Here is a 20,993-nt window from a genome sequence, read left to right on the forward strand (position 1 = left end):
GGCGGTTCCCTTCGGGGGCCCGCCCGGTTCTGCGTTTCAGGACGCGTACGGGACGACGATGAAGTCTTTCTGCGTGGCGCAGGCCAGGTGGCTCGTGTTCCACGAGCAGGTGTCGGTCTGCACGTCGGCCAGCGGGCCCAGTTGCACCGGGTCGTCGCCGATGTGGCGCCCGGCCAGGGCGGGGTCGTCGGCGTAGCCGGCCAGCGGTTTGCTGAATTCGAGGACGTTGGTGGCGTTGAGCCGGGCCGCCGCGGCCTGCCGGTTCCAGACTTCTTTACCGTCGGAGTCGATCAGCCGGGTGGTGGTGGAGTAGCTGACGAGGACGGCTTCGCCCACGGGTACGAGATGGTCGGCGTCCGGCGCGGCCGCTTCCCAGACGCGTTTGCGCTCGGTGACGTCGACGGCGACCACCTTGGCCTGGTCGTCGCCGTAGCCGAGGCTTTCGATCATGCAGATCCGGTCGTCGCCGCAGGCGGTGAGGCCGGTGAGCCGGGCTTTCGACGAGCCCGCGGTGTAGGCGATCGTGTCGCCGTCGAGCTTTTCCAGGTCGTACGCGACGATGCGGTGAATGTCTTCGGAGCCGCGCACGATGAGCCGGCCGTTGTGGGCGATGACTTCGTCGTCGGGCCGGGCGACGTTGGCCCGGGAGGCGAGCACTTCGCCGCTGTCGGCGTTCACGACGCGGGCTGACCGGTCGGCTCCGATCTGTACGAGGCGGGGGTCGTCGCCGAGGTCGGGGGCCAGGGCGCGGCCTTCGGCGCTGGCCGGCCCGGCGAGGTCGGCCGGCGTGGTGACGGCGATCAGGGTGGGCGCCGGGGTGCCTTCCGGGTCGGGCAGCTGCCAGCGCTGGTCGCCGGTGGCGAGGTCGAGCCCGACGAGTTTCTTGCCGGCACGGTCGGCGACCACTGCCGAGTCGCCGGAGAAGTAGACGATGTCGTCCTGGCCGAGGGTGCGTTCCCAGCGTTTCTCGCCGTTGTCGGCGCCGAGCACGACGAGCTGGCTGCTGTCGGTGTCGTAGTCGGTCTCGCTGAACAGGGCGACCCCGTCGGGCAGGGCGGCCATGGATTCCCAGCGGTCGGCGGTGCCGGCGTCGGCGTTGGTCCAGGCGGGTTTGGTGGCGCCGGTGTCGATGGCGACGACCCCGACCTTGCCGGTGTCGTAGTCGGCGCTGCCCAGGTAGGCGCGGTCGCCCCGGATGGCGGCGTCCTTCCAGGCCGAGCCCAGAGGTATGGCGGGAGTGACGTGCACCGGATCGCCCAGGGCGCCGTAGTCGAGGGAGGGGAAGCGCGGCCAGAACGCCCAGGTGAGCGTGGCGCCGGCCGCCACGACCACCGCGACGGCGGCCGCTCCGGCGACGATCCAGGGCCGGCGGTTGCGCCGCGGCTTCTCGGCTTCGGATGGTGACGCCGGTGTGTCGGAGGCGAGCCAGGGTTCGGCGCTGGGCGGTCCGAAGGGGGCGGAGGGCCCCGAGTAGGACGGCGAGCCCGGCATGGCGTGCCCACCGGCGGCGATCGCAGCCGCTTCCCCGGTGGCCCAGGGGTCGACCGGCTCGGCGTAATGGCGGTCATCGCCCGTACGGCCGGCAGGCGCAGAAGGCGGCGGCGAACCCGCAGCAGGCTGCGCGGGCACAGGCGCCGCCGGAAGCGGAGTGGGCGGCCCAGCCGCGGCGGTGGGCGGTCCGCCAGCCGTGGTGGGAGGGCCGCCAGCAGCGGTGGGAGGGCCGCCAGCAGCGGTCGGTGGCTCGGCGGCGGTGGTGGCGGTCGGTGGCCCGGAAACAGGGCGCGAAGAGGACGGCGGGCCGGAGGAGGAAGCGGAGCGCGGGGCGGGCAGGGTCGCGCCCTCGGCGACCGGCAGTTCGGGCTGTTCGAGGACGGTGGGTGCGATGCCGAGCTCGGCGTGCAGCAGCCGGGCGACCAGGGGCACGCGCGACGAGCCGCCGACCAGGAAGAGCCCGGCCAGCTCGTCCGGCCGCAGCCCGGCCGCCTTGATCACCGCGCCGGCTTCGGCCACCCCACGCCGTACGAGAGGGTCGGCCACCGCCTCAAGTTCGTCGCGGGTCAGGTGCACCGCCTGTTCGACCCCGGGCACCGGCACCGGGGCGAACGAACTGCGCGACAGCATCTCTTTCGCGCCGCGGACGTCTTCCCAGAACTGCCGCCGGGCCCGCCACTGCGCGAGCGTCACCGGTTCGGTCAGGGCCCGCCACGCCTCCGGTTCGGCGCCGGCCAGCGACTTGCCCAGGTGGTCGACCAGGGCCGCGTCGACGTCGAGCCCGCCCAGGTCGTCGGCCCCGCCCGACGCCGTCACCGAAAAGGCCGCGCCCGAGGAGCCCGCACCCGAGAAGCCCGAGGAGGCCGCGCCCGGGCCGTCGTGGCGTACCACGGCGACGTCGAGCGTGCCGCCGCCGAAGTCGAATACGGCCAGCGACGCCCCGACCGGCAGCGGCCGCCGCAGCACCTCGGCGAAGTAGCGGGCGGCGGCCACCGGTTCGGGCAGCAGCGCCGTTTCGGCCGGCCACCCGGCCCGGCCCAGCGCCTCGATCAGCACGGCCCGTCGGGGCGCGCCCCACGAGGCCGGGTACGTGACGGTGGCCGGCGGCAGGAAGCCGGCGGTGGCCACCGCCTCCCGCGCGACCGCGCTGAGCAGGGCCGCGAGCAGATCTGCGACCGGAACGGTGGCGCCGTCGCCCAGCATCACCGACTCTTCGTCGATGTGGCGTTTCGGGTGGGGTTCGAGGCGGCCGGGGTCGGCGTGACCGAGCCGGATAGCGTCGGCGCCGACGTGCAGGCGGCCGGACGGGTCGAGGTGGACCGCCGACGGCAGCAGCGGGCGGCCGTCGAACAGCAGCGGACGGGTGCGCCCGTCGGGTCGTCGCAGCATGGCCACGGTGTGTGAGGTGCCCAGGTCGACGCCGAGCTCGAAGCCTTCGGTCACCCGCGTCATGCTACGACCCACTGACGACGACGGAACCAGCCAAGGGGGTGGTCGATGTGCGCATCGACCGGATTGTGGACGCGGCCGAGGTGCACGCGGCGGCGGATCTCTTCGACGGGCCGCCGCTGACCGAGGCGACCGAGCGCTTCCTGGCGACGGCCGGGCACCACTTGTTGCTCGCCTATGAGGACGACCGTGCGGTCGGGATGATCACTGGTGTCGAGATGACCCACCCCGACAAGGGCACCGAAATGTTCGTGTACGAGCTTTCCGTCGTACCCGAAGCAAGGAAACGAGGAATCGGGAGCGCGTTGGTGATCGAGCTCGCTGCTATCGCCCGCCGCAACGGCTGTTATGGCATGTGGGTCGGGACCGAGCCGGACAACGAGGCCGCGCTCGCCACCTACCGCCGGGCCGGCGCCGATGAGGAGGCGGCCTTCACCCTGCTGAACTGGGACCTGATCCGGAGCGCGAAATGACCACCCGCAGCTGGTTGTCCCCGATGCGTGCCCGATCCGCCGACGAGCCGCACCGGGTGGCGACGCCGCTCGAACTGTTCTTCGACCTGTGTTTTGTCGTGGCCGTGTCGCAGGCCGCGTTGCCGCTGCACCATTCCCTGGCCGAGGGGCACGTTCTGGTCGGCGTGCGCGGCTTCCTCATGGTGTTCTTCGCGATCTGGTGGGCCTGGATGAACTTCACCTGGTTCGCCTCGGCCTACGACACCGACGACGACGTCTACCGCCTGACCACGCTGGTGCAGATCGCCGGCGCGCTGGTGCTGGCGGCGGGGGTCGAGGACGCGTTCGACCACAGCGACTTCACGATCATCACCTTCGGTTACGTCATCATGCGGCTGGCCCTGGTCGGGCAGTGGTTGCGCGCCGCTCGGTCGGATCCCCCGCGCCGGGCCACTGCTTTCCGGTACGCGATCGGGGTGGGCGCCGTACAGGTGCTCTGGCTGCTGCGGCTCCTGCTACCGGCCGACACGGGCGCCACCGTGCCCGTGTTCCTCGGGTTGGTGCTGCTCGAACTGGCCGTGCCGGTGTGGGCCGAGCGAGCGCCCGGCGGTCCAACGACCTATCACCCGCACCACATCGCCGAGCGCTACGGCCTGTTCACCCTGATCGTGCTGGGTGAGTCGGTGGCCGCGGCGACGGTGGCCGTGCAGTCCGGGTTCGGGGCCGACATCGAGTACGAGGGTCCGCTGATCCGCCTGGCCGTGGCGGGCGTGGTGATCGTGTTCGCGCTGTGGTGGGTCTACTTCGACCGGTCGGCTCACAATTTGCTGACTTCGCTCCGTACCTCGCTTTTGTGGGGATACGGCCATTACTTCATCTTCGGTGCGGCCGCAGCGGTCGGCGCCGGGTTGGCCGTACGGGTCGAGTTCGTGGCGCACGACGCCGAGATCTCGACGATTCTGGCCTCGTACGCGATAGCAGTGCCGGTTGCCATCTATCTCTTTGTGGTCTGGTTGTTGCATCTGCGGCCGCACCAGACCGGCCCGGTCCGGCTCGTGTTCCCCGGCGCGGTGGTGCTGGTGCTGATCACCCCGTTGCTGCCGGCCTCGGTCGAACTGCTCGCCGGTCTGCTGGCCGTCCTGGTGGCCGTGCAGATTTCGCTCGGACGACGCATTCCGGATCCGGTGGGCTGAAGAAACGGAGAGTGCTCCCCGATTCCGACATTTGCTTTCGGATACGTCGATACGAAGTGACCTGCGGTAACACGCTTCAATTAATGCGCCGGACCGAATGTCACGGCCTCGTCACAACGTCATTGACCGTAGTGACTTCTATGCCGATCGATCGGAAGATCCGGGGATCGCGCCCAGTGAACCCCCGCTGGGGCGCCTTCCTTCCGGAGGACCCGTACGTGAGACAACAATCCACATGGGGCCGGCGAACGTTCACCTCTGTGCTCGCCGTCGGCGTGGTCGCCGGCGCTTCGCTCAGCAGTGCGCTTCCGGCCGCGGCAGCGCCCGGACAGGGCTCTGTCGCCGCCCTGCAGAAGGCGGCCGAGAACCCCGCCACCCCCAAGGAGTCGCCGGCCGACACGCTCGGCGCGCACGACGCCGAGCTGCTGGCCAAGGCCGAGGCGGCCAACAAGAAGTTCGTGACCGCGATCGTGGCCACCGACGCCGGTAGGTCGGCCGAGGTCGCGGCGAAGATCAAGGCGCTCGGCGGCGTCGTCACCCGCCAGTTCGACGAGATCGGCTACGTGCTCGCGTCCGTGCCGATCGCCAAGGTGCTGACCGCCGCCAAGCTGGCCGGCGTGGCCGCCGTCGACCTCGAAGAGACGATCAAGCTGCCCGAGACGCGTGCCCAGCGGGACAAGGGGAGCCCGGCCGCCGTGGCCGCGCCCGGCCCGTCGACGCCCGCCGCCAACCCGTACCTGCCGACCGACGAGACCGGCTCGGTGTCCTTCAAGAAGAAGAACCCGAAGTACGACGGCCGCGGCATCACGATCGGCATCATGGACTCCGGTGTGGACATCGACCACCCGGCCCTGGCCAAGACCACCACGGGCGAGCGCAAGATCGTCGACTGGGTCACCGCCACCGACCCGCTGCTCGAGAACGACGGCTCCTGGCGCGCGATGCTGACCGAGGTGGCCGGCCCGACCTTCACGTACGCGGGCTCCTCGTGGAAGGCGCCGGCCGGCACCTGGCGGATCAACCGCTTCAGCGAGGCCATCACCGCCAGTTCCGACGCCGCGGGTGACGTCAACCGGGACGGCGACGTCACCGACACGTGGGGCATTCTCTACGACCCGGTCAGCCACGACATCCGGGTCGACACCAACCAGAACCTCGACTTCACCGACGACGCCGTCATGCGTCCGTACAAGGAGAAGTTCGACGTCGGGCACTTCGGCACCGACAACCCGGCCACCGCGGTCACCGAGCGCATGCCGTTCGTCGTCGAGTACCGCGAGGACGTCGACCTGGCCCCGCTGGCGAACCCGGCCCTCCCGCCGACCGCCGACTTCGTCAACATCGGCATCCCGGAGAGCCTGCACGCCTCGCACGTGGCCGGCATCGCCGCCGGTAACGACCTGCTCGGCAACGCCGCGTTCGACGGCCAGGCGCCCGGCGCCAAGATCGTGTCGTCGCGGGCCTGCTCGTGGGGCGGCGGCTGCACGAACGTCGCGCTGACCACCGGCATGGCCGACCTGGTCATCAACCGCGGCGTCGACGTGATCAACATGTCGATCGGCGGTCTGCCCTCCCTCAACGACGGCAGCAACGCGCAGGCCAAGCTGTACAACGACCTGATCAACAAGTACGGCGTGCAGATGTTCATCTCGGCCGGCAACAGCGGCCCGGGTGTCAACACCATCGGCGAGCCGTCCGGCGCCACCGCCGTGGTCAGCGTCGCGGCCAGCATCTCGGACGACACGTGGAAGGCCAACTACGGCGCGGACACCCGCAAGCCGCTGCAGCTGATCCCGTTCTCGTCGCGGGGCCCGCGCGAGGACGGCGGCTTCAAGCCGAACATCGCCGCCCCCGGCTCGGCCATCTCGCTCTCGCCGACCTGGGAGGTCATCCCCGGCCTGGCCACCGTGCCGTACACCCTGCCGCCGGGCTACTCGATGCAGAACGGCACCTCGATGGCCTCCCCGCAGGCCGCCGGTGGTGCGGCGCTGCTGCTGTCGGCGGCCAAGGCCAACGGCATCAAGGTCTCGCCGCTGTCGCTGCGCCGCGCGATCTACTCGACGGCCGACTCGATCCCCGGTGAGCAGGTCAACGAGCAGGGCTACGGCCAGCTCAACGTGCCGGACGCGTGGAAGCTGCTGGCCAGGAAGTCGGCCACCCGCACGTACACGTCGTCGGCCCCGGTCTGCACGCCGCTGTCCGACCTGCTGGCCACGCCCGACCAGGGCGAGGGCATCTACAACCGGTGCGCCGTGGCCGCCGGTGGCCTCAAGCCGGGCCAGGTCAAGGTCCAGACCATCAAGCTGACCCGTACGTCGGGTCCGAGCTACCCGGTGCTGCACAAGCTCACGTGGCAGGGTGACCGGGACGCGTTCGTCTCGTCGCCGCTGGTGCTGCTGCCGCTGAACAAGACGGTCAGCGTGCCGGTCGTGGTGCGGGCCAAGAACGGTGTGGCCAGCGCGCTGCTCAAGGTCGACGACCCGGCGACCCCGGTGGTCGACTTCGAGGTGCTGAACACGATCGTCACCGGCGTCGACACGAAGAAGCCGTCGTACGCGACGACCTTCTCGGGCAAGGTCGACCGCAGCTCGACGACCTCGTTCTACGTCACCGTGCCGGAGGGGGCCAAGGCGCTGCAGGTGGACCTGTCCGGCATCGCCGCCGGATCGCAGACCCGCTTCATCGCGATCAACCCGTGGGGTGTGCCGGCCGACGACACGGCCAGCGCCAACTGCTACACCAACTACTCCGACGCGGCCGTCTGCAAGCCGGAGGAGCGGGCGTACGAGAACCCGATCCCGGGCGTGTGGGAGCTCGAGATCGAGGCGCGGCGCACCTCGCCCGAGCTGAGCAACCCGTTCAAGCTGGACGCCAAGATCCAGGGTGTGCAGCTCACGCCGGAGTCGGTGACCCTGCCCAGCGTGACGGTGAACCAGCCGGCGCCGGTCGGCTTCACCGTCAAGAACGTGTTCGGCCCGGTGACGGTGAGCGCGCAGGGCGGCCCGCTCGGCAGCGCGAGCCGTCAGCGTCCGTCCATCGCGGAGGGTGACAGCCAGGAGTACGAGATCGTGGTGCCCGAGGGCGCGAGCCGGCTCGACGTGACGATCGGCAACCCGGCCGACGCCACCGCCGACCTCGACCTGTCGCTGTACCGCGGCGAGACGCTGGTCGGCCAGGACGCCGACGGTGACTCGGACGAGTCGATCTCGCTGGCCAACCCGCCGGCGGGCACGTACACGGCCGTGGTGGACGGCTACGCGGTGCCCGCGGGCACGACGGCGTACGACTACCTCGACGTCTACTTCAGCCCGGCGCTCGGCTCGGTCACCGCGCCGGCCACGTCGGTCGCGCTGGCCAACGGCGCGTCGACCACGGTCAACGCCTCGGTCACCGCGCTCGCGGTGCCGCCGGCCGGCCGTGCGCTGTCGGGCGAGGTGGCCATCGTGACCAGTGAGGGCGCGGTCGTCGGCCGCGGCCCGATCGCGATCACGGCGGTCACCGGCTAGTCAGCCGCAGCAGCAAAGGCCCGTCCGGCTTCGTGCCGGGCGGGCCTTTTCGCGCGTACGGGTAGGTTGTGCTGCTTGTTTTTCCGAGTACGAGGTCAGCGGTACTGCTCGTCGACGCCGGCCACCGGGCGGCCGTCCTCCGTGAACGGGCGCTCCTCCGCAGCCTCGTCGTCGGTCTCGACCGGCTCCTCGTGAAGGCGCGGGTCGTCGGGCGTGGCGGTCGGCGCCGGCTTGGCGTGCTTCTGCGGCTTGGCGGGCTTGGCGTGCGCGGGCTTGGCAGGTGCCGGCTTGGCCACCGCCGGCGCCGGCGCTGAAGCGGCGGGCGACGAAGCGGCGGGCGACGAAGCGGAAGGCGACGAAGCGGAAGGCGACGAAGCGGCGGGCGCTGAAGCGGCGGGCGACGAAGACGGCGTGGCGGCGGGGAAGATGGCCACGCCGCCGGCCGGCAGGCCGGAGACGTCGGGCTCGCCGGTGGCCGGGAGCGTGCGCGGCGACGAGTTGGCCGGCAGCAGCCCGCCCAGTCCGCCCAGCAGCGGCATCCCGCCGCCGAACCGCTCGGCCTCGCGCGCCGTCGGCTGCTCGGTGAAGTCGCGGACCTGCCCGCTCGGCAGCAGGCCGCTGAGCAGCGGCAATGCGCCCGGGCCGAAGAGCGGGTCCTCGGCCGGATCCCCGGCGACATCGGCGTCCGGCTCGTCGGCGCCGAAGTCGTCGTCGAAGCCGGCACCGGTTTCGTCCCCGAGGCCGTCGTCTTGAGAGCCGAAGTCGTCGTCCTGAGAGCCGAGGCCGTCGTCTTGAGAGCCGAAGTCGTCGTCCTGGGCGCTGGGGTCGTCGTCCTGGGAGTCGAGGGAGTCGAGGTCGTCGTCGCCCGGGTCGCGCGCCGATTCGGCGCCGGGGATCAGCCCGCGCCGCTGACCGTCGCCCTCGCCGGGCAGCAGCGGCTTGAGGTCGGGGCTGTTCTGGCCGGCCTTGAACTGGGCGACGGGGCTCTTACCGGCCGGAGTGTCCTTCAGGCTGCTGTGCCCGAGCGGGTTGCCCAGGGTGAGCCCGTTGCTCTGTCCCAGCAGGTCGGCGAGCCGCGCGTCGGCCTGCTGGGCCGCGGCGTCCGTACCGGGCAGCCGGTCGGCCTGCGCGGGTGACGCCGCGAACAGGATGAACCCGCCGGTGAGGGCCGCTCCGGCATACCACAACTTGCGCACTGTGCTCCTCCTGGAAAGAGATCCAGACACGGAGAGCCCCGAATCCGGACTGAAGCGTCGGATGGGGCAACGAGTGGCCCCGGGAGCGGGTTCCGGCTGACTACCATCGCGAACGTGGCAACGGACGCGGCGAAGAACGGCGTACGACGGTCGCTGGTGGCCCGGTGGAGAGATCGCGCCGACGTGCGGCCGCACTTCGTCGTGTGTGGATCCGACTCGCTCGTCTACACCCTGGCCGACGAGCTAGCCACCTCGGGCCGCATCCGGCTGACCGTCATCACGCCGCCTGACCTGCGCCCCGGCGTGCCCGATCTGAACGACCTGCGAGCCCGCGGGGTCAAGGTGATCACCGCCGCCCGCCTCGACGAGCGGACGTTCCGTGACGCCGGTCTGGCCGGGGCCGACGCGCTGGCCCTGGTGATGCCGGACGACATGGTCAACCTGCACGCGGCGTTGTGCGCGCGGGCCGTCGAGGGCGACCTGCGGCTGGTCATCCGCATGTTCACGACCGGTCTGGCGTACGGCGTGAGGCGCTTGTTCGCCGACTGCGCAGTGCTCTCCGACGCGGCCATGGCCGCTCCCGCCTTCGTCGCGGCCGCGCTGGGCGAGGTGGCGCCGACCCATTTCCGGTACGCGGCCCGCACCCTGAACGTGGCCAAGCGAGCCGACGTTCCGGAGCACTCGGTGCTGCTGACCCTGGCCACCTCGAACGACGGCGGCCGGATGACTGTGTTGCCGGCCGAACCGGCACCCGACCACCAGCGCCCCACCGACCTGGTGCTGGCCGAGGCGACCGGAAGCCCCGCGGCCCAGGCGGTCACCGCGCGCCGCCTGGCCCGGGCCGGCCGCCGGCGCCGCCCGTGGCTGTCGATCGGCCGTGCCCTGCGCGTCGGGCTGACCCGCAAGCTGGGCATAGCCGTGCTGGTCGCGCTGGCTTTGACCGCGGTCTCGGGCGCCCTGCTGAGCCACTTCACGGGGGTGAGCGGGTTCTGGAGGTCGATCTACATCACGCTGCTGACCATGGTCGGGTCGTCCGATGTGGAGCCCGACAACACCCCGGCCGCGCAGGCCGCTCAGCTGGTGCTGACCGTGGCCGGGGTGGCGCTGCTGCCGCTGATCACCGCCGCGGTGGTCGACGGCGTGGTCCGTACGCGCCTGGCCCTCGACCGGGGCGAGGTGCTCAAGGTCCACACCGGCCACATCGTGCTGGTCGGCCTGGGCACGGTCGGCACCCGGGTGCTGCGCCAGCTGACCGACCTCGGCCTCGACGTGGTGGCGATCGACCGCAACCCGGCCGCCCGCGGCGTCGAGGTGGCGGCGTCGCTGGGCGTGCCGGTGATCGAGGGCGACGCGTCCCGGGCCGAGACACTGCGGGCCGCCTCGATCGAGCACTGCCAGGCGCTGGTCGTGGTGTCGACCGACGACTCGGTGAACCTGCAGGCTGCGCTGCACGCCCGGGCCGCCCGGGAGGACATCCGGGTCGTGCTCCGGCTGTTCGACGACGACTTCGCCCAGCGCGTCCAGGCCGCTTTCAATATCAACATCTCGCGCAGCGTCTCGCGGCTGTGCGCGCCCGCCTTTGCCGCCGCCATGCTCGAGCGCGAGGTGCTGGCCACGATCCCGGTCGAGCGGCACGCGTTGCTGGTGGCAACCGTGCCGGTGCGGCCCGGGTCGCCGTTGGACGGTTCGCCGCTGGGCAGCGCCGATCGGGTCGAGAGCACGCGGGTGATCGGCATGACCGCGGCCGGTTCGGAGTGGGTCGACTGGCTGCCCGATCCGCGCCGGGTGCTCGCCGCGGGCGACGAGATCGTCGTCGTCGCCCGCCGGGCCGGCCTGCGCGTGCTGCGCGAGCAGGCGACCCCGCCGTTAGCTGACGCCGCCGGCCAGTGAGCCCACCTCGACGCCGAGCACGGCCTGCTCGTCGGGCTTCTTGGCCAGTACGTCGGTGAGGTAGGACTGCACGGCGGCGGCCATGCCGACGTCCCGGCCGGCCTGCTCGGAGAGCAGCCACTTGTGCTGGATGACCTGGGTGAAGATCTCTTGCGGCTCGAGCTTGCGCCGCAGCGAGGCCGGAACCGCCCGGACGACCGGCTCGAAGACCTCGGTCAGCCAGCGGTGGGCCGCCTGCTGCTCGTCGGTCAGCAGGCTCTCGGCACGGTAGGTGTCGAGGTCGTTGAGCAGCTGGCGGGCCTGGTTCTCTTCGGCGTCGAGGCCGGTCAGGCGGAGCAGGCGGCGGGTGTGGTAGCCGGCGTCGACGACCTTGGGCCGGATGCGGTAGCCCTTGTCCACGGTGGACATGTCGACCTCGGCCACGTCGAAGCCGAGCTCGTTGAGCCGGCGGATGCGGCGCTCGATGTCGTGCCGGGCGTCACGCGGAACTTCCTGCTCGTACGTGACCTCGTGCCACAGCCGTTCGTAGCGGGCCACGATGTCGTCCACCACCACCTCGGGGTCGATCGACTCGTGCAGCAGTTCGGCCGCCTCGAGGTCGAGCAGCTCGCCGAAGATGTTCAGGCGCAGGATCTCGATGTCCTCGCTGCGCTGGCCCTCGGACAGCCGCGGGTAGAGGTTGCCCGTCTCGGCGTCGACCAGGTAGGCCGCGAAGGCGCCGGCGTCCCGGCGGAACAGCGTGTTCGACAGTGAGCAGTCGCCCCACGAGAAACCGGTGAGGTGCATGCGCACGATCAGCGCGGCCAGCGCGTCGAGCAGGCGGTTGAGCGTGTCCGGCCGCAGCGTGTGCGAGAAGAGCGCCCGATAGGGCAGCGAGAACTGCAGGTGCCGGGTGATCAGCACGGTCTCGAGCGGCTCGCCGGCCTTGTCCTCCCGGTCGTTGACGATCGCGACCGCCTCGACGGCCGGGAAGTCGATCCGCTCGAGCGCGCGGAGCAGGTCGTACTCCTTTTCGGCGATCCGCTCGCGGGTCTCTTTCAGGGCGTAGACCACGTCGTTGAGTTTCACGAACCGCACGACGTGGCGGGAGATGCCCTGGGGGAGGGCGACCAGGTGTTCGGCCGGCCAGTCCTCGAGCGGGACATCCCACGGCAGATCCAGCAGCGCTGGGTCGACGACAGCGGAAGTGATGCGCACGGAACCAGTGTGCACGTTCCGCTCGGCGCGTCGCTCCCGCAGGTGGCTCGTTACACAGGTACGAGAACGCCAGATTAGAACATATGTCCGCAAGATCACGCGAATGGCGGTTTGACGACAGTGCCCCTCAAGACCGGTCGACGTAAGGCAGGCATAGCGATCGCAGGGAGCGCCGCCCTGGTGCTGGCCGCCGCGGCCGGGACGACCGCCTGGCATGCCGCCGGCTCCCGGCAACCGGTGGGCTCCTGGCACGAGGCGCCCGCGGCCGCGGGCCGTACGCCGGTGGCGGCCGAACAACGGGCCGGGGAACGGTCCGACGAGCCGACAGCCACGCCCTCGACCAGCCCGGCGGAGACCCCGTCCTCGGAACCGCGCCTTGCCCCGGAAAGTGCGACCTTGTCACCCAGCACGGAAGCGACCACCGTCGCTCCCGCCGCCGGCAGCCCCGAGCGGCCGGTCGAGTCGGACACGGCGGCGAACGGCCGGCAGCAGGTCGGCGAGCTGGTCAAGGTCAGCAAGCTGCTCGGCTACCTCGAAGGCAAGCCGAAGAAGGAGACGTTCAAGTACCCCGGCGCTTCCTACGTGAAGCTGCACTTCGGGAAGATGGCGCTGGCCCCGGGCGACTACGTGACCGTCTCGGACGCCGACGGCACCGAAAGCTACCGGTACGACGCCGGCGAGCCGGGAGACCGCTGGGCCATGTCGGTCACTGGCGACACGGCCGTGCTCGAGGTGCACCGCAGCAGCGCGGGCGAGGGGGACGACCTCGGTGTGAACGTCGACCGGGTGGCCCGCGGATTCAGTCGTACGGAACAAGGCCGCCAGCCGGAGAAGCAGCTCAACCCACCCGGGCGCACCGGGCGTGAGGAATCGGTCTGCGGCGCTGACACGTCGAGCGACGCCGCATGCTACAAGTCGAGTGACCCCGTCGCGTACACGAAATCGAAGGCCATCGCCCGCCTGCTGATCAACGGCACCGAGCTGTGCACCGGCTGGCGGATCGGCCCGCAGAACCGCATGCTCACCAACAACCACTGCTTCACCACCACCGCCCAGGCCTACAACACCGAGGTCTGGTTCAACTATCAGTGCGCGCAGTGCGGCGGCTACGACGTCTACCAGCCGACCAAGGTCTGGGGATCCAAGGTGCTGGCCACCGACAAGACGTACGACTACACCCTGTTCTCGGTCGACAAGTTCGCCTCGGTGCAGAAGTACGGCTACCTGAACCTGGACACCAAGCGGCCGGCCAAGAACCAGGAGCTCTACGTGCCGCAGCACCCGGCGGGCGAGCCGACCCGGATCGCCGGATCGCTGGGCGAGAAGGCGGGCAACTGCGCGGTGGCCAACCCCGGCTACGACGGCTACGCGCCCGGGTCGGACGTGGCCTACTACTGCGACACCGAGGGCGGCTCGTCAGGATCGCCGGTGATCTCCCGGGCAACTAACAAGGTGGTTGCACTGCACCACTTCGGCGGCTGCCCCAATTCGGGCGTACGCGGGGACCTGCTCGCCGCCAAGCTGGGCAAGCTCCTCTAACCTCGGATGGCGTGAGACCGCACAAGAGCTGGTGGCTGGACGTCGTCCTGGTGGCGGCGTTCGTCGCGATCACCGTGGCGCTCATGCGGGGCCACCTGCTGCGTCTCGACGAGCGGGTGGCCGACTGGTCGCTGAGCCACCAGCCGGCCGTGCCGTACTGGACGGCCCGGGTGCTCAACTATCTGGGTCAGGGCGGCCAGATCCTCATGCCGCTGTCGTTGCTGCTCAGCGGGTGGCTGGCCTGGCGTACGCGCTCGGTCCGGGCGGTCCTGCCGTTCGTGGCGGCGTTCGTGCTGACGTACGTGACCATCGGCCCGCTGAAGATCTGGGCCGACCGGGCCGCGCCGCGCTTCGACGGGCCCGACCGCGTGATCATGCACAACCCGTACGCCGAGGGCGCGTACGCGATGAGCTACCCCTCGGGTCACCTGGGCAACTCGCTCGTCTGGTACGCCGTGCTGGCCATGCTGGCCGCGGCCCTGCTGCGGCGGCCGCTGCAGCGCTGGGAGACGTGGGCGCTGCGGGTGGCGCCGGTCGCGATCGTTTTCTGTACGACGGTCTACACCGGCTTCCACTGGCTGACCGACTCGGTGGCCGGCCTGCTGCTGGGCGTGGTGCTGGCCCGGCTGATCGAGCGCATCCCGTTCGACCGCCTGCCGCTGCCCGCCCTCAACGGCTGGGAGAAGCCGGCCGGATTCACTCGATCCAGCGACCGGAGCGCATCACCCGCTTGACGTGCAGGTCGGCGTCGAGCACGACCAGGTCGGCCCGCAGCCCGGCCTCCAGCGCGCCCACCTGGTCGCTCAGGCCGAGCACCCGGGCCGGCGTGGTCGAGGCCATCGCCACCGCCCCGGCCAGCCCGATGCCCGCCGCTACCGTGTTGCGCAGCGCCTCGTCCATGGTCAGCGTGCTGCCGGCGATCGAGCCGTCCCGCACCAGCCGGGCCACCCGGTCGGCCACCACCACCTGCTGACCACCCAGGTCGTACGTGCCGTCGGCCATGCCGGTGGCGTCGATCGCGTCGGTGACCAGCGCCGACTTGTCCGGCCCGGCCGTACGCGCGGCGAAGCCCAGCATGCCCGGGTGCAGGTGGATGTTGTCGGCCACCAGCTCGCACACCACCGGCGAGGACAGCAGACCGATCACCGGGCCCGGTTCGCGGTGGTGCGGCGGTCGCATGCCGTTGAACAGGTGGGTGCCGACGGTTGCGCCCGCGGCCACGCCGGCCAGCGTCTGCTCGTACGTGGCATCGGTGTGGCCCACCGCGGCGGCCACACCCCGCTCGCGCAGGAAGCCGATCGCCTCCAGCGCGCCCGGCAGCTCGGGGGCGATCGTGACCAGACGAACCGAGCCCAGCTCGATCAGCTCGGTCAGCTCCTTGATCGACGGGTCGCGCAGGAACTCCGGGTTCTGCGCGCCGCACCGGACGCCCGAGAGGTACGGCCCCTCGTAGTGCACGCCGCCGATGACCCCGGCCTCGACCAGCGGGCGGTAGGCCACGGTGGCGTCGCGCATCAGCTCGAACGGGGAGCTGACCAGGCTGGCCAGCATCGTCGTGGTTCCGTGGCCCAGGTGGAACGCGGCCGCCCCGCGCGCCGACTCGACGTCGCCGGTGGTGAACGTGTGTCCGCCGCCGCCGTGACAGTGCAGGTCGACGAAGCCCGGCACGACGATGTCGTCGCCCGCGCCGCCGGCCGCCTCGACCGACAGGATGGCCGGCCCGTCCACCTCGACGTACCCCTCGACGACGGCGCCGGGCCGGACGATCTTTCCGCCGATGCGGGTCATGCCAGTTTCTCCAGGTGGTCAAGGGCCAGCAGGGCAGCGCCGATGCACCCGGCTTCGTCGCCCAGACCGGCGCGGACGAAGGCCGGCGGGCGGTGGAAGGTGATCCGCTCACGGAACGCCGACTCGAGCGGGTGCAACAGGGCATCGCCGGCCTCGGCCAGTCCACCGCCGATCACCAGGACGTCCACGTCGTACAGGGCCTGGGCGGTGACCAGACCGTCGGCCAGCGCCTCGATCGCCTCGCGCCAGACCGTGGCCGCGAGGTGGTCGCCCTGGCCGGCCCGGGTGACCACGTCGAGCGCGGTGGCGCCGGGCGCCCCGGCCAGCTCGGCGTAGCGCTTCCCGACCGCCCGGGCCGAGCCGTAGGCCTCCATGCAGCCGCGCTGCCCGCACGGGCAGGCCTCGCCGCCGGGCCGGACGACGATGTGGCCCAGCTCGCCGGCCGCGCCGTGCGCCCCGGAGTAGCCCTCGCCCCCCACGACCAGCGCGGCGGCGATGCCGGTGCCGATGGCCATGAACAACACGTGCCGGTGACCGCGGCCGCCGCCCAGCCGGGCCTCGGCGATGCCACCGACCCGTACGTCATGACCCAGCGCGGCCGGCAGGCCCAGCCGCTCCTCGATCCGGGCGCGCACCGGCACGTCGCGGAAGCCGATGTTGGAGGACCAGGCCGCGATGCCGTTCTGCTCGTCGACGACGCCGGGCACGGCGATGCCCACCGCCACCGGTTCGAGACTGTCGGCGCGGGCCTTGGCGGCCAGCCCCTCGGCGACGTCGAGGATCGTGCCGAGCACCGCCTCCGGGCCACGCTCGGCCCGGGTGGGGTGCCGCTCGGCGTGGTGAACCGTCCCGTCCGGCCGGACCAGCGCGCACTTCATGCCCGTCCCGCCCACGTCCAGGGCGACCACCACGTTCGTCATCGCAGGACGATCGAACGGGTCAGGTGGCGTGGGTGGTCGGGGTCGAGGCCCTGGCTGGTGGCCAGCAGAACGGCGACGCGCTGGGCCACGATCAGGTCGGCCATCGGGTCGAGCGGGGCCCGGCCGCCGCACCAGCTGCCCAGCGCCGCGTAGCCGCCGTGGTGCCGGCTGTGCACGAACAGGGCGCCGGTCGCCTCGACCTCGTCGGCCAGGCCGGTCGGGATGTCGCCGAACGCCCACACCGCGCGGCGCGGGGCGGCGATCGAGATCGGGCCGTGCCGGTAGTCCATGGCCGGGTACGCCTCGGCCCAGAACGACGCGGCCTCGCGGCACTTGAGCGCGGCCTCCTCGGCCAGGCCGACAGTCCAGCCCCGGCCCAGGAACGTGATCTGCTCGACCAGCGCCGGGTGGACCGGCAGCGGCAGGCGCACGGCGACCTCGGCGTCGGTGGCCACGGCCTCGATGTCCTCACCCAGGTGGGCCCGGAGCAGCGCGAGGGTGCTGGTGGCGAACCGGGTCTGCACCACCGACTGCTCGTCGGCGAAGTCGAGCAGCACGGTCTGGTCGGCGATCCGAGCCGCGGGCTGGGCGCCGTCGGCCGTCACCACGGTCGTCGGGGTGCCGCCGGCCAGGTCGTTGAGCAGGTCAAGCACCTCGGTGGTGGTGCCGGAGCGGGTGATCGCCACGACCCGGTCGTACCGGCGGCGGCGCGGGAACTCCGACGCCTGGAACGCGTCGGTCTCGCCCTGACCGGCCCGCTCACGCAGTGCCGCGTACGCCTTGGCCATGAACCACGACGTGCCGCAGCCGACCACGGCCACGCGCTCGCCACGCTCGGGGAGGCCGGGCGCGTCGGCCAGCTTCGCGGCCTGACGCCAGCACTCCGGCTGGCTGGCGATCTCCGCCTTGACGTACGTCATGGGCCACCCTTCACACCGCGTGCGCATAAGCGCTCGGTACCCGGCACTTTCGAGCGCCATTCTGCGTGGAAGCCCGGCGCGGACGCAACCATCGCCGCCGCACCGCGCAGCGCTGAGCTTTGCTTCCCGGGCTTTCGCGCACTAATGTGCACACTCTTATCACGGAACGTGCAGCGGGGAGTCTGGGTGGACCGGTACGCGCGGTGGAATGCCCTGCTCGAGTTACTGGCCGAGAGCGGCCGGGTCAGCGTCGAGGACGCGGCCGAACGCCTCGACGTCTCCCAGGCCACCATCCGCCGCGACTTCGACCAGCTCGCCCAGCAGCAGATGATCACGCGTACGCGCGGTGGGGCGGTCGCCAACGGCGTCTCCTACGACCTGCCGCTGCGCTACAAGAGCGCCAAGCACTCGGCCGAGAAACAGCGCATCGGCGAGGCGGCGGCCGGCCTGGTCACCCCCGGCACGGTGGTCGGCCTCAACGGCGGAACCACGGTCACCGAGGTCGCGCGCGCTTTGGCCGTACGCCCCGACCTCAACGCCGGCAGCGAGGGCTCCCAGCTCACGGTGGTCACGAACGCCCTCAACATCGCCAACGAGCTGCTGGTCCGCTCCCGCATGAAAATCGTGGTGGCCGGCGGCGTGGTGCGCCCCCAGTCCTTCGAGGTGGTCGGCCCGCTGGGCGGCGCGCTGCTGAAAGAGGTAACGCTCGACATCGTCCTGCTGGGCGTCGACGCGGTCGACGTCGAGCTGGGCGCCGCCTCCCACCACGAGGGCGAGGCCGCCATGAACAGCCTCATGGTGGCCCGAGCCAAACGCGTAGTGGTGATCGCCGACTCCTCGAAGCTGGGCGGCCACGCTTTCGCCCGCATCTGCCCCATCACAAAGATCGAAACCCTGGTAACCGACTCCGGCGCCCCTGCCGACGTGGTGGCCCGCTTCCAAGAAGCCGGAGTCCACGTCGTAACAGCGTGACGGCCAGCCGTTCGAGCAGTGCATATTGACGGGTCTGTCTAGAGTCTCGCCCGTGACTGCCGTATTGGAGATAGCGGGGCTGCAGAAGACGTACCGCAGCCGTAAAGGGGTGCGAAGAGCGCTCGACGGGTTCGACATGACTGTCGAGGCGGGGCAGGTGCACGGCTTCCTCGGGCCCAACGGCTCGGGCAAGACGACCACGTTGCGGACGTTGCTCGGGCTGATCAGGCCGAACGGCGGGCGGATGGCGATCCTCGGGCGCGAGGTGCCCGAGAGCCTGCCCGACGTGGCGGGGCAGGTCGGCGCGATCGTGGAGAGCCCGCAGTTCTTCGGCAACTTCACCGCGCAGGACACGCTTTCCCTCCTGGCCGACGCGGGCGGCGTACGGAAGGAAAGGGTCTTCGCCGTTCTCGAGCTGGTCGGGCTGCGGGACCGCGCCAAGGACCGGGTCAAGACCTACTCGCTCGGCATGAAGCAGCGGCTGGCGGTGGCGTCGGCGCTGCTCAAGGAGCCGAAGCTGCTGATTCTGGACGAGCCGGCCAACGGCCTCGACCCGGGTGGCATCCGCGAGATGCGCACGCTGATGCGCAACCTGGCCGAGTCGGGCATGACCGTGGTGCTCTCCAGCCACATCCTGGGCGAGATCCAGCTCATCTGCGATTCCGTCACGATCATCTCGGCCGGGCGCCGGGTGGCCGCGGGATCGGTGGCCGACGTGCTGCGGAGCAATACCTCGTCGGCGGTGAAGGTGAGCCTCGAGCCGGGGGTGGACATGCGCGGCGCTATTGAGCTGCTGCGAGCCAACGGCGCCCAGGTCACCGTCGAGCACGATCACTTCATGGTCGGCAACGCCGGCAACCCCGCTCAGATCACCCGGATCCTGGCCGAGCGCGAGATCTACGTGAGCGAGCTGACCCCGGTCTCGGCCGACCTGGAGAGCGTCTTCCTGCAGCTCACCGGCACCGCGCCGGTCGAGGGGCAGAACCGCCAGGTCGACCAGACGGCGGCTGCGGCCCCGGCCAGCGGAGGGTGGGGACAGTGAGCCTCTACAGTGCTGAGACCCGGCGGCTGACCAAGCGCCGCTTCACCAAGCTGTTCCTGCTCGGCGTGACGCTCATCCTGGCCGCCGTCGCGGTCGGCATGTTCTTCACCAACGAGAAGGTCGGCCCCGAGCAGATCGCGTCGGCGCAGGCCCAGGCGCAGCAGGACTATCAGCGCTCGCTCGAGCAGTTCCAGAAGGACATGGCCGACTGCCAGGCCGCCCAGGGCACGGCCCAGGCGAGCAACTGGCCGCCGGGCTGTGAGGGCATGGTCGAGCCGACCATCGACAACTTCCAGACCCAGTGGTACATGCCGCCGACCTTCAACTTCCGCGAGAACTTCGGCGACATGGTGACCACGCTGGCCGCGTTGCTGGCGCTGGTGGCGTTCATCGTGGGCGCGTCGTTCGTGGGGGCCGAGTGGAGCAGCGGCGGCATGATGAACCTGCTGCTCTGGCGGCCGCAGCGGCTGCGGGTGCTGGGCATCAAGCTGGCCGCCCTGCTGGTCTTCTTCACCGCGCTGACGGTGGTGTTCTCGGCGATCTGGACGGGGCTGTTCTATCTGATCGCGCAGGCCCGCGGCACGACCGACGGCATGACCTCGGGCGCCTGGCAGTCGATCGCCCTGATGGAGTTGCGCGGGCTGGCGCTGGTGATCGTGGCCGGCGCGGTCGGTTTCGGGCTGGCCTCGCTGGGCCGGCACACGGCGATGGCGCTGGGCGTGACGATCGGCGCGGTCATCGTCTTCCAGTTCGGACTCGGAACCGTGCTGGCCATGGCCGACGTGAAGTTCGCCGAGGCCTACCTGATCCCGATCTGGATGATCGCGTGGATGAACAAAGAGGTGAAGATCGAGGACTACAACTCCTGCGACTTCAACTCGGCGACCGGCTGCGTGCCCGATGCGCTGACGCTGACCTGGCCGATGGCGGGCGGCATCCTGGCCGGCGTGTTCGTGCTCATCGTGGTGGCGTCTATGTGGACTATGCGTAGCCGGGACGTCACCTGAGGTAACGTCGACCGCGCATGCGAGGCGGGGACCGTCGGACTTATGCTGACGGTCCCCGCTTAGTACATCTGTGCTTGTCATTCTTCTTTGGAGCGTCATGCAGCCCGCCGCGGACTCGTCCGAAGACCAGCAGCACATCCCGGCCCCCCGGGAAGAGGCCGAGCCGGTGCCGGCCGAACAAGTCGAGCAGAGCAAGCTGGGCGAGCGTGAGCAGCAGATACTCGCCTTCGAGGCCCGCTGGTGGAAGCACGCCGGCTCGAAGGAGCAGGCCATCCGCGACACGTTCGGCCTCGGCTCGACGCGCTACTACCAGCTGCTCAACGCGCTGCTCGACGACCCGGCCGCGCTCGAGCACGACCCGGTTCTGGTCGGCCGCCTGCGGCGCCTCCGCTCGACGCGGGCCCGGACGAGGCGTCGCTAACGGCGCCTCG

General features: G+C 71.1%; 16 protein-coding genes. 10 read left to right on the forward strand and 6 right to left on the reverse strand.

The genetic code is table 11. The features are described 5' to 3' along the window. Positions 1-36: 36 nt before the first annotated feature. Complete coding sequence (locus tag OWR29_RS32130; protein ID WP_438872683.1) at positions 37-2,943, reverse strand: Hsp70 family protein; 2,907 nt, start codon at positions 2,941-2,943, stop codon at positions 37-39. 47 nt (positions 2,944-2,990) lie between these two features. Between OWR29_RS32130 and OWR29_RS32135 the strand changes: the two genes are divergently transcribed. The 3 genes from OWR29_RS32135 (at position 2,991) to OWR29_RS32145 (ending at position 8,091) form a co-directional block, all read left to right on the forward strand. Next, positions 2,991-3,413: a GNAT family N-acetyltransferase gene (locus OWR29_RS32135; RefSeq protein WP_267567126.1), complete on the forward strand. Its 423-nt coding sequence runs from the start codon at positions 2,991-2,993 to the stop codon at positions 3,411-3,413. 23 nt (positions 3,414-3,436) lie between these two features. Continuing rightward, entirely contained in the window at positions 3,437-4,585 is a 1,149-nt protein-coding gene (locus OWR29_RS32140; protein WP_267567127.1) for a low temperature requirement protein A, read from the forward strand. 260 nt (positions 4,586-4,845) lie between these two features. Then, positions 4,846-8,091, forward strand: a complete 3,246-nt coding sequence (locus OWR29_RS32145) for a S8 family serine peptidase (protein ID WP_438872684.1) — start codon at positions 4,846-4,848, stop codon at positions 8,089-8,091. A 95-nt stretch (positions 8,092-8,186) separates the two neighbouring features. Here the strand turns inward: OWR29_RS32145 and OWR29_RS32150 are convergent, their stop codons facing one another. Then, on the reverse strand, positions 8,187-9,287 hold the full coding sequence (locus tag OWR29_RS32150; RefSeq protein WP_267567129.1) for a hypothetical protein: 1,101 nt from the start codon (positions 9,285-9,287) through the stop codon (positions 8,187-8,189). Between the two features lie 114 nt (positions 9,288-9,401). On the opposite strand from OWR29_RS32150, the gene OWR29_RS32155 reads away from it, so the two are divergent. Continuing rightward, complete coding sequence (locus OWR29_RS32155) at positions 9,402-11,177, forward strand: potassium channel family protein (RefSeq protein ID WP_267567130.1); 1,776 nt, start codon at positions 9,402-9,404, stop codon at positions 11,175-11,177. On the opposite strand, the gene OWR29_RS32160 is transcribed toward OWR29_RS32155, so the two are convergent. Next, positions 11,154-12,374: a DUF4032 domain-containing protein gene (locus tag OWR29_RS32160; protein WP_267567131.1), complete on the reverse strand. Its 1,221-nt coding sequence runs from the start codon at positions 12,372-12,374 to the stop codon at positions 11,154-11,156. The genes OWR29_RS32155 and OWR29_RS32160 overlap by 24 nt on opposite strands. Positions 12,375-12,494: 120 nt before the next feature. Here OWR29_RS32160 and OWR29_RS32165 point away from each other — a divergent pair, with 120 nt between their 5' ends. Together OWR29_RS32165 and OWR29_RS32170 are read left to right on the forward strand one after the other, a co-directional pair. Further along, the gene (locus OWR29_RS32165; protein ID WP_267567204.1) at positions 12,495-13,913 is read left to right on the forward strand and encodes a trypsin-like serine peptidase; all 1,419 of its coding nucleotides are present in this window, start codon (positions 12,495-12,497) and stop codon (positions 13,911-13,913) included. A gap of 11 nt (positions 13,914-13,924) precedes the next feature. Then, the gene (locus OWR29_RS32170; protein WP_267567132.1) at positions 13,925-14,647 is read left to right on the forward strand and encodes a phosphatase PAP2 family protein; all 723 of its coding nucleotides are present in this window, start codon (positions 13,925-13,927) and stop codon (positions 14,645-14,647) included. Here OWR29_RS32170 and nagA read toward each other — a convergent pair. From nagA to OWR29_RS32185, 3 genes are read right to left on the reverse strand one after another with little or no spacing between them, the layout of a single operon-like run. Continuing rightward, positions 14,610-15,701: an N-acetylglucosamine-6-phosphate deacetylase gene (gene nagA / locus OWR29_RS32175; protein WP_267567133.1), complete on the reverse strand. Its 1,092-nt coding sequence runs from the start codon at positions 15,699-15,701 to the stop codon at positions 14,610-14,612. The genes OWR29_RS32170 and nagA overlap by 38 nt on opposite strands. Continuing rightward, on the reverse strand, positions 15,698-16,621 hold the full coding sequence (locus OWR29_RS32180; protein ID WP_267567134.1) for an ROK family protein: 924 nt from the start codon (positions 16,619-16,621) through the stop codon (positions 15,698-15,700). The genes nagA and OWR29_RS32180 overlap by 4 nt, the downstream gene beginning before the upstream one ends. Continuing rightward, positions 16,618-17,541, reverse strand: a complete 924-nt coding sequence (locus OWR29_RS32185; RefSeq protein WP_267567135.1) for an SIS domain-containing protein — start codon at positions 17,539-17,541, stop codon at positions 16,618-16,620. Before OWR29_RS32185 ends, OWR29_RS32180 begins: the two co-directional genes overlap by 4 nt. A 186-nt stretch (positions 17,542-17,727) precedes the next feature. On the opposite strand from OWR29_RS32185, the gene OWR29_RS32190 reads away from it, so the two are divergent. The 4 genes from OWR29_RS32190 to OWR29_RS32205 all read left to right on the forward strand — a co-directional run bounded on the left by OWR29_RS32190 (position 17,728) and on the right by OWR29_RS32205 (position 20,983). Then, complete coding sequence (locus tag OWR29_RS32190) at positions 17,728-18,513, forward strand: DeoR/GlpR family DNA-binding transcription regulator (protein ID WP_267567136.1); 786 nt, start codon at positions 17,728-17,730, stop codon at positions 18,511-18,513. Between the two features lie 52 nt (positions 18,514-18,565). Further along, positions 18,566-19,555 carry an ATP-binding cassette domain-containing protein gene (locus tag OWR29_RS32195; protein WP_267567137.1) on the forward strand — a complete coding sequence of 330 codons (990 nt, stop codon included), beginning with the start codon at positions 18,566-18,568 and terminating at the stop codon, positions 19,553-19,555. Beyond that, a complete protein-coding gene (locus OWR29_RS32200; protein ID WP_267567138.1) occupies positions 19,552-20,562 on the forward strand; it encodes an ABC transporter permease subunit in 1,011 nt (336 codons plus the stop codon). Before OWR29_RS32195 ends, OWR29_RS32200 begins: the two co-directional genes overlap by 4 nt. A gap of 97 nt (positions 20,563-20,659) precedes the next feature. Further along, on the forward strand, positions 20,660-20,983 hold the full coding sequence (locus OWR29_RS32205; RefSeq protein WP_267567139.1) for a DUF3263 domain-containing protein: 324 nt from the start codon (positions 20,660-20,662) through the stop codon (positions 20,981-20,983). The last annotated feature ends 10 nt before the right edge of the window (positions 20,984-20,993 follow it).

This window comes from Paractinoplanes pyxinae (genome assembly GCF_026626335.1).
In the GTDB taxonomy this organism is placed as follows: domain Bacteria; phylum Actinomycetota; class Actinomycetes; order Mycobacteriales; family Micromonosporaceae; genus Actinoplanes; species Actinoplanes pyxinae.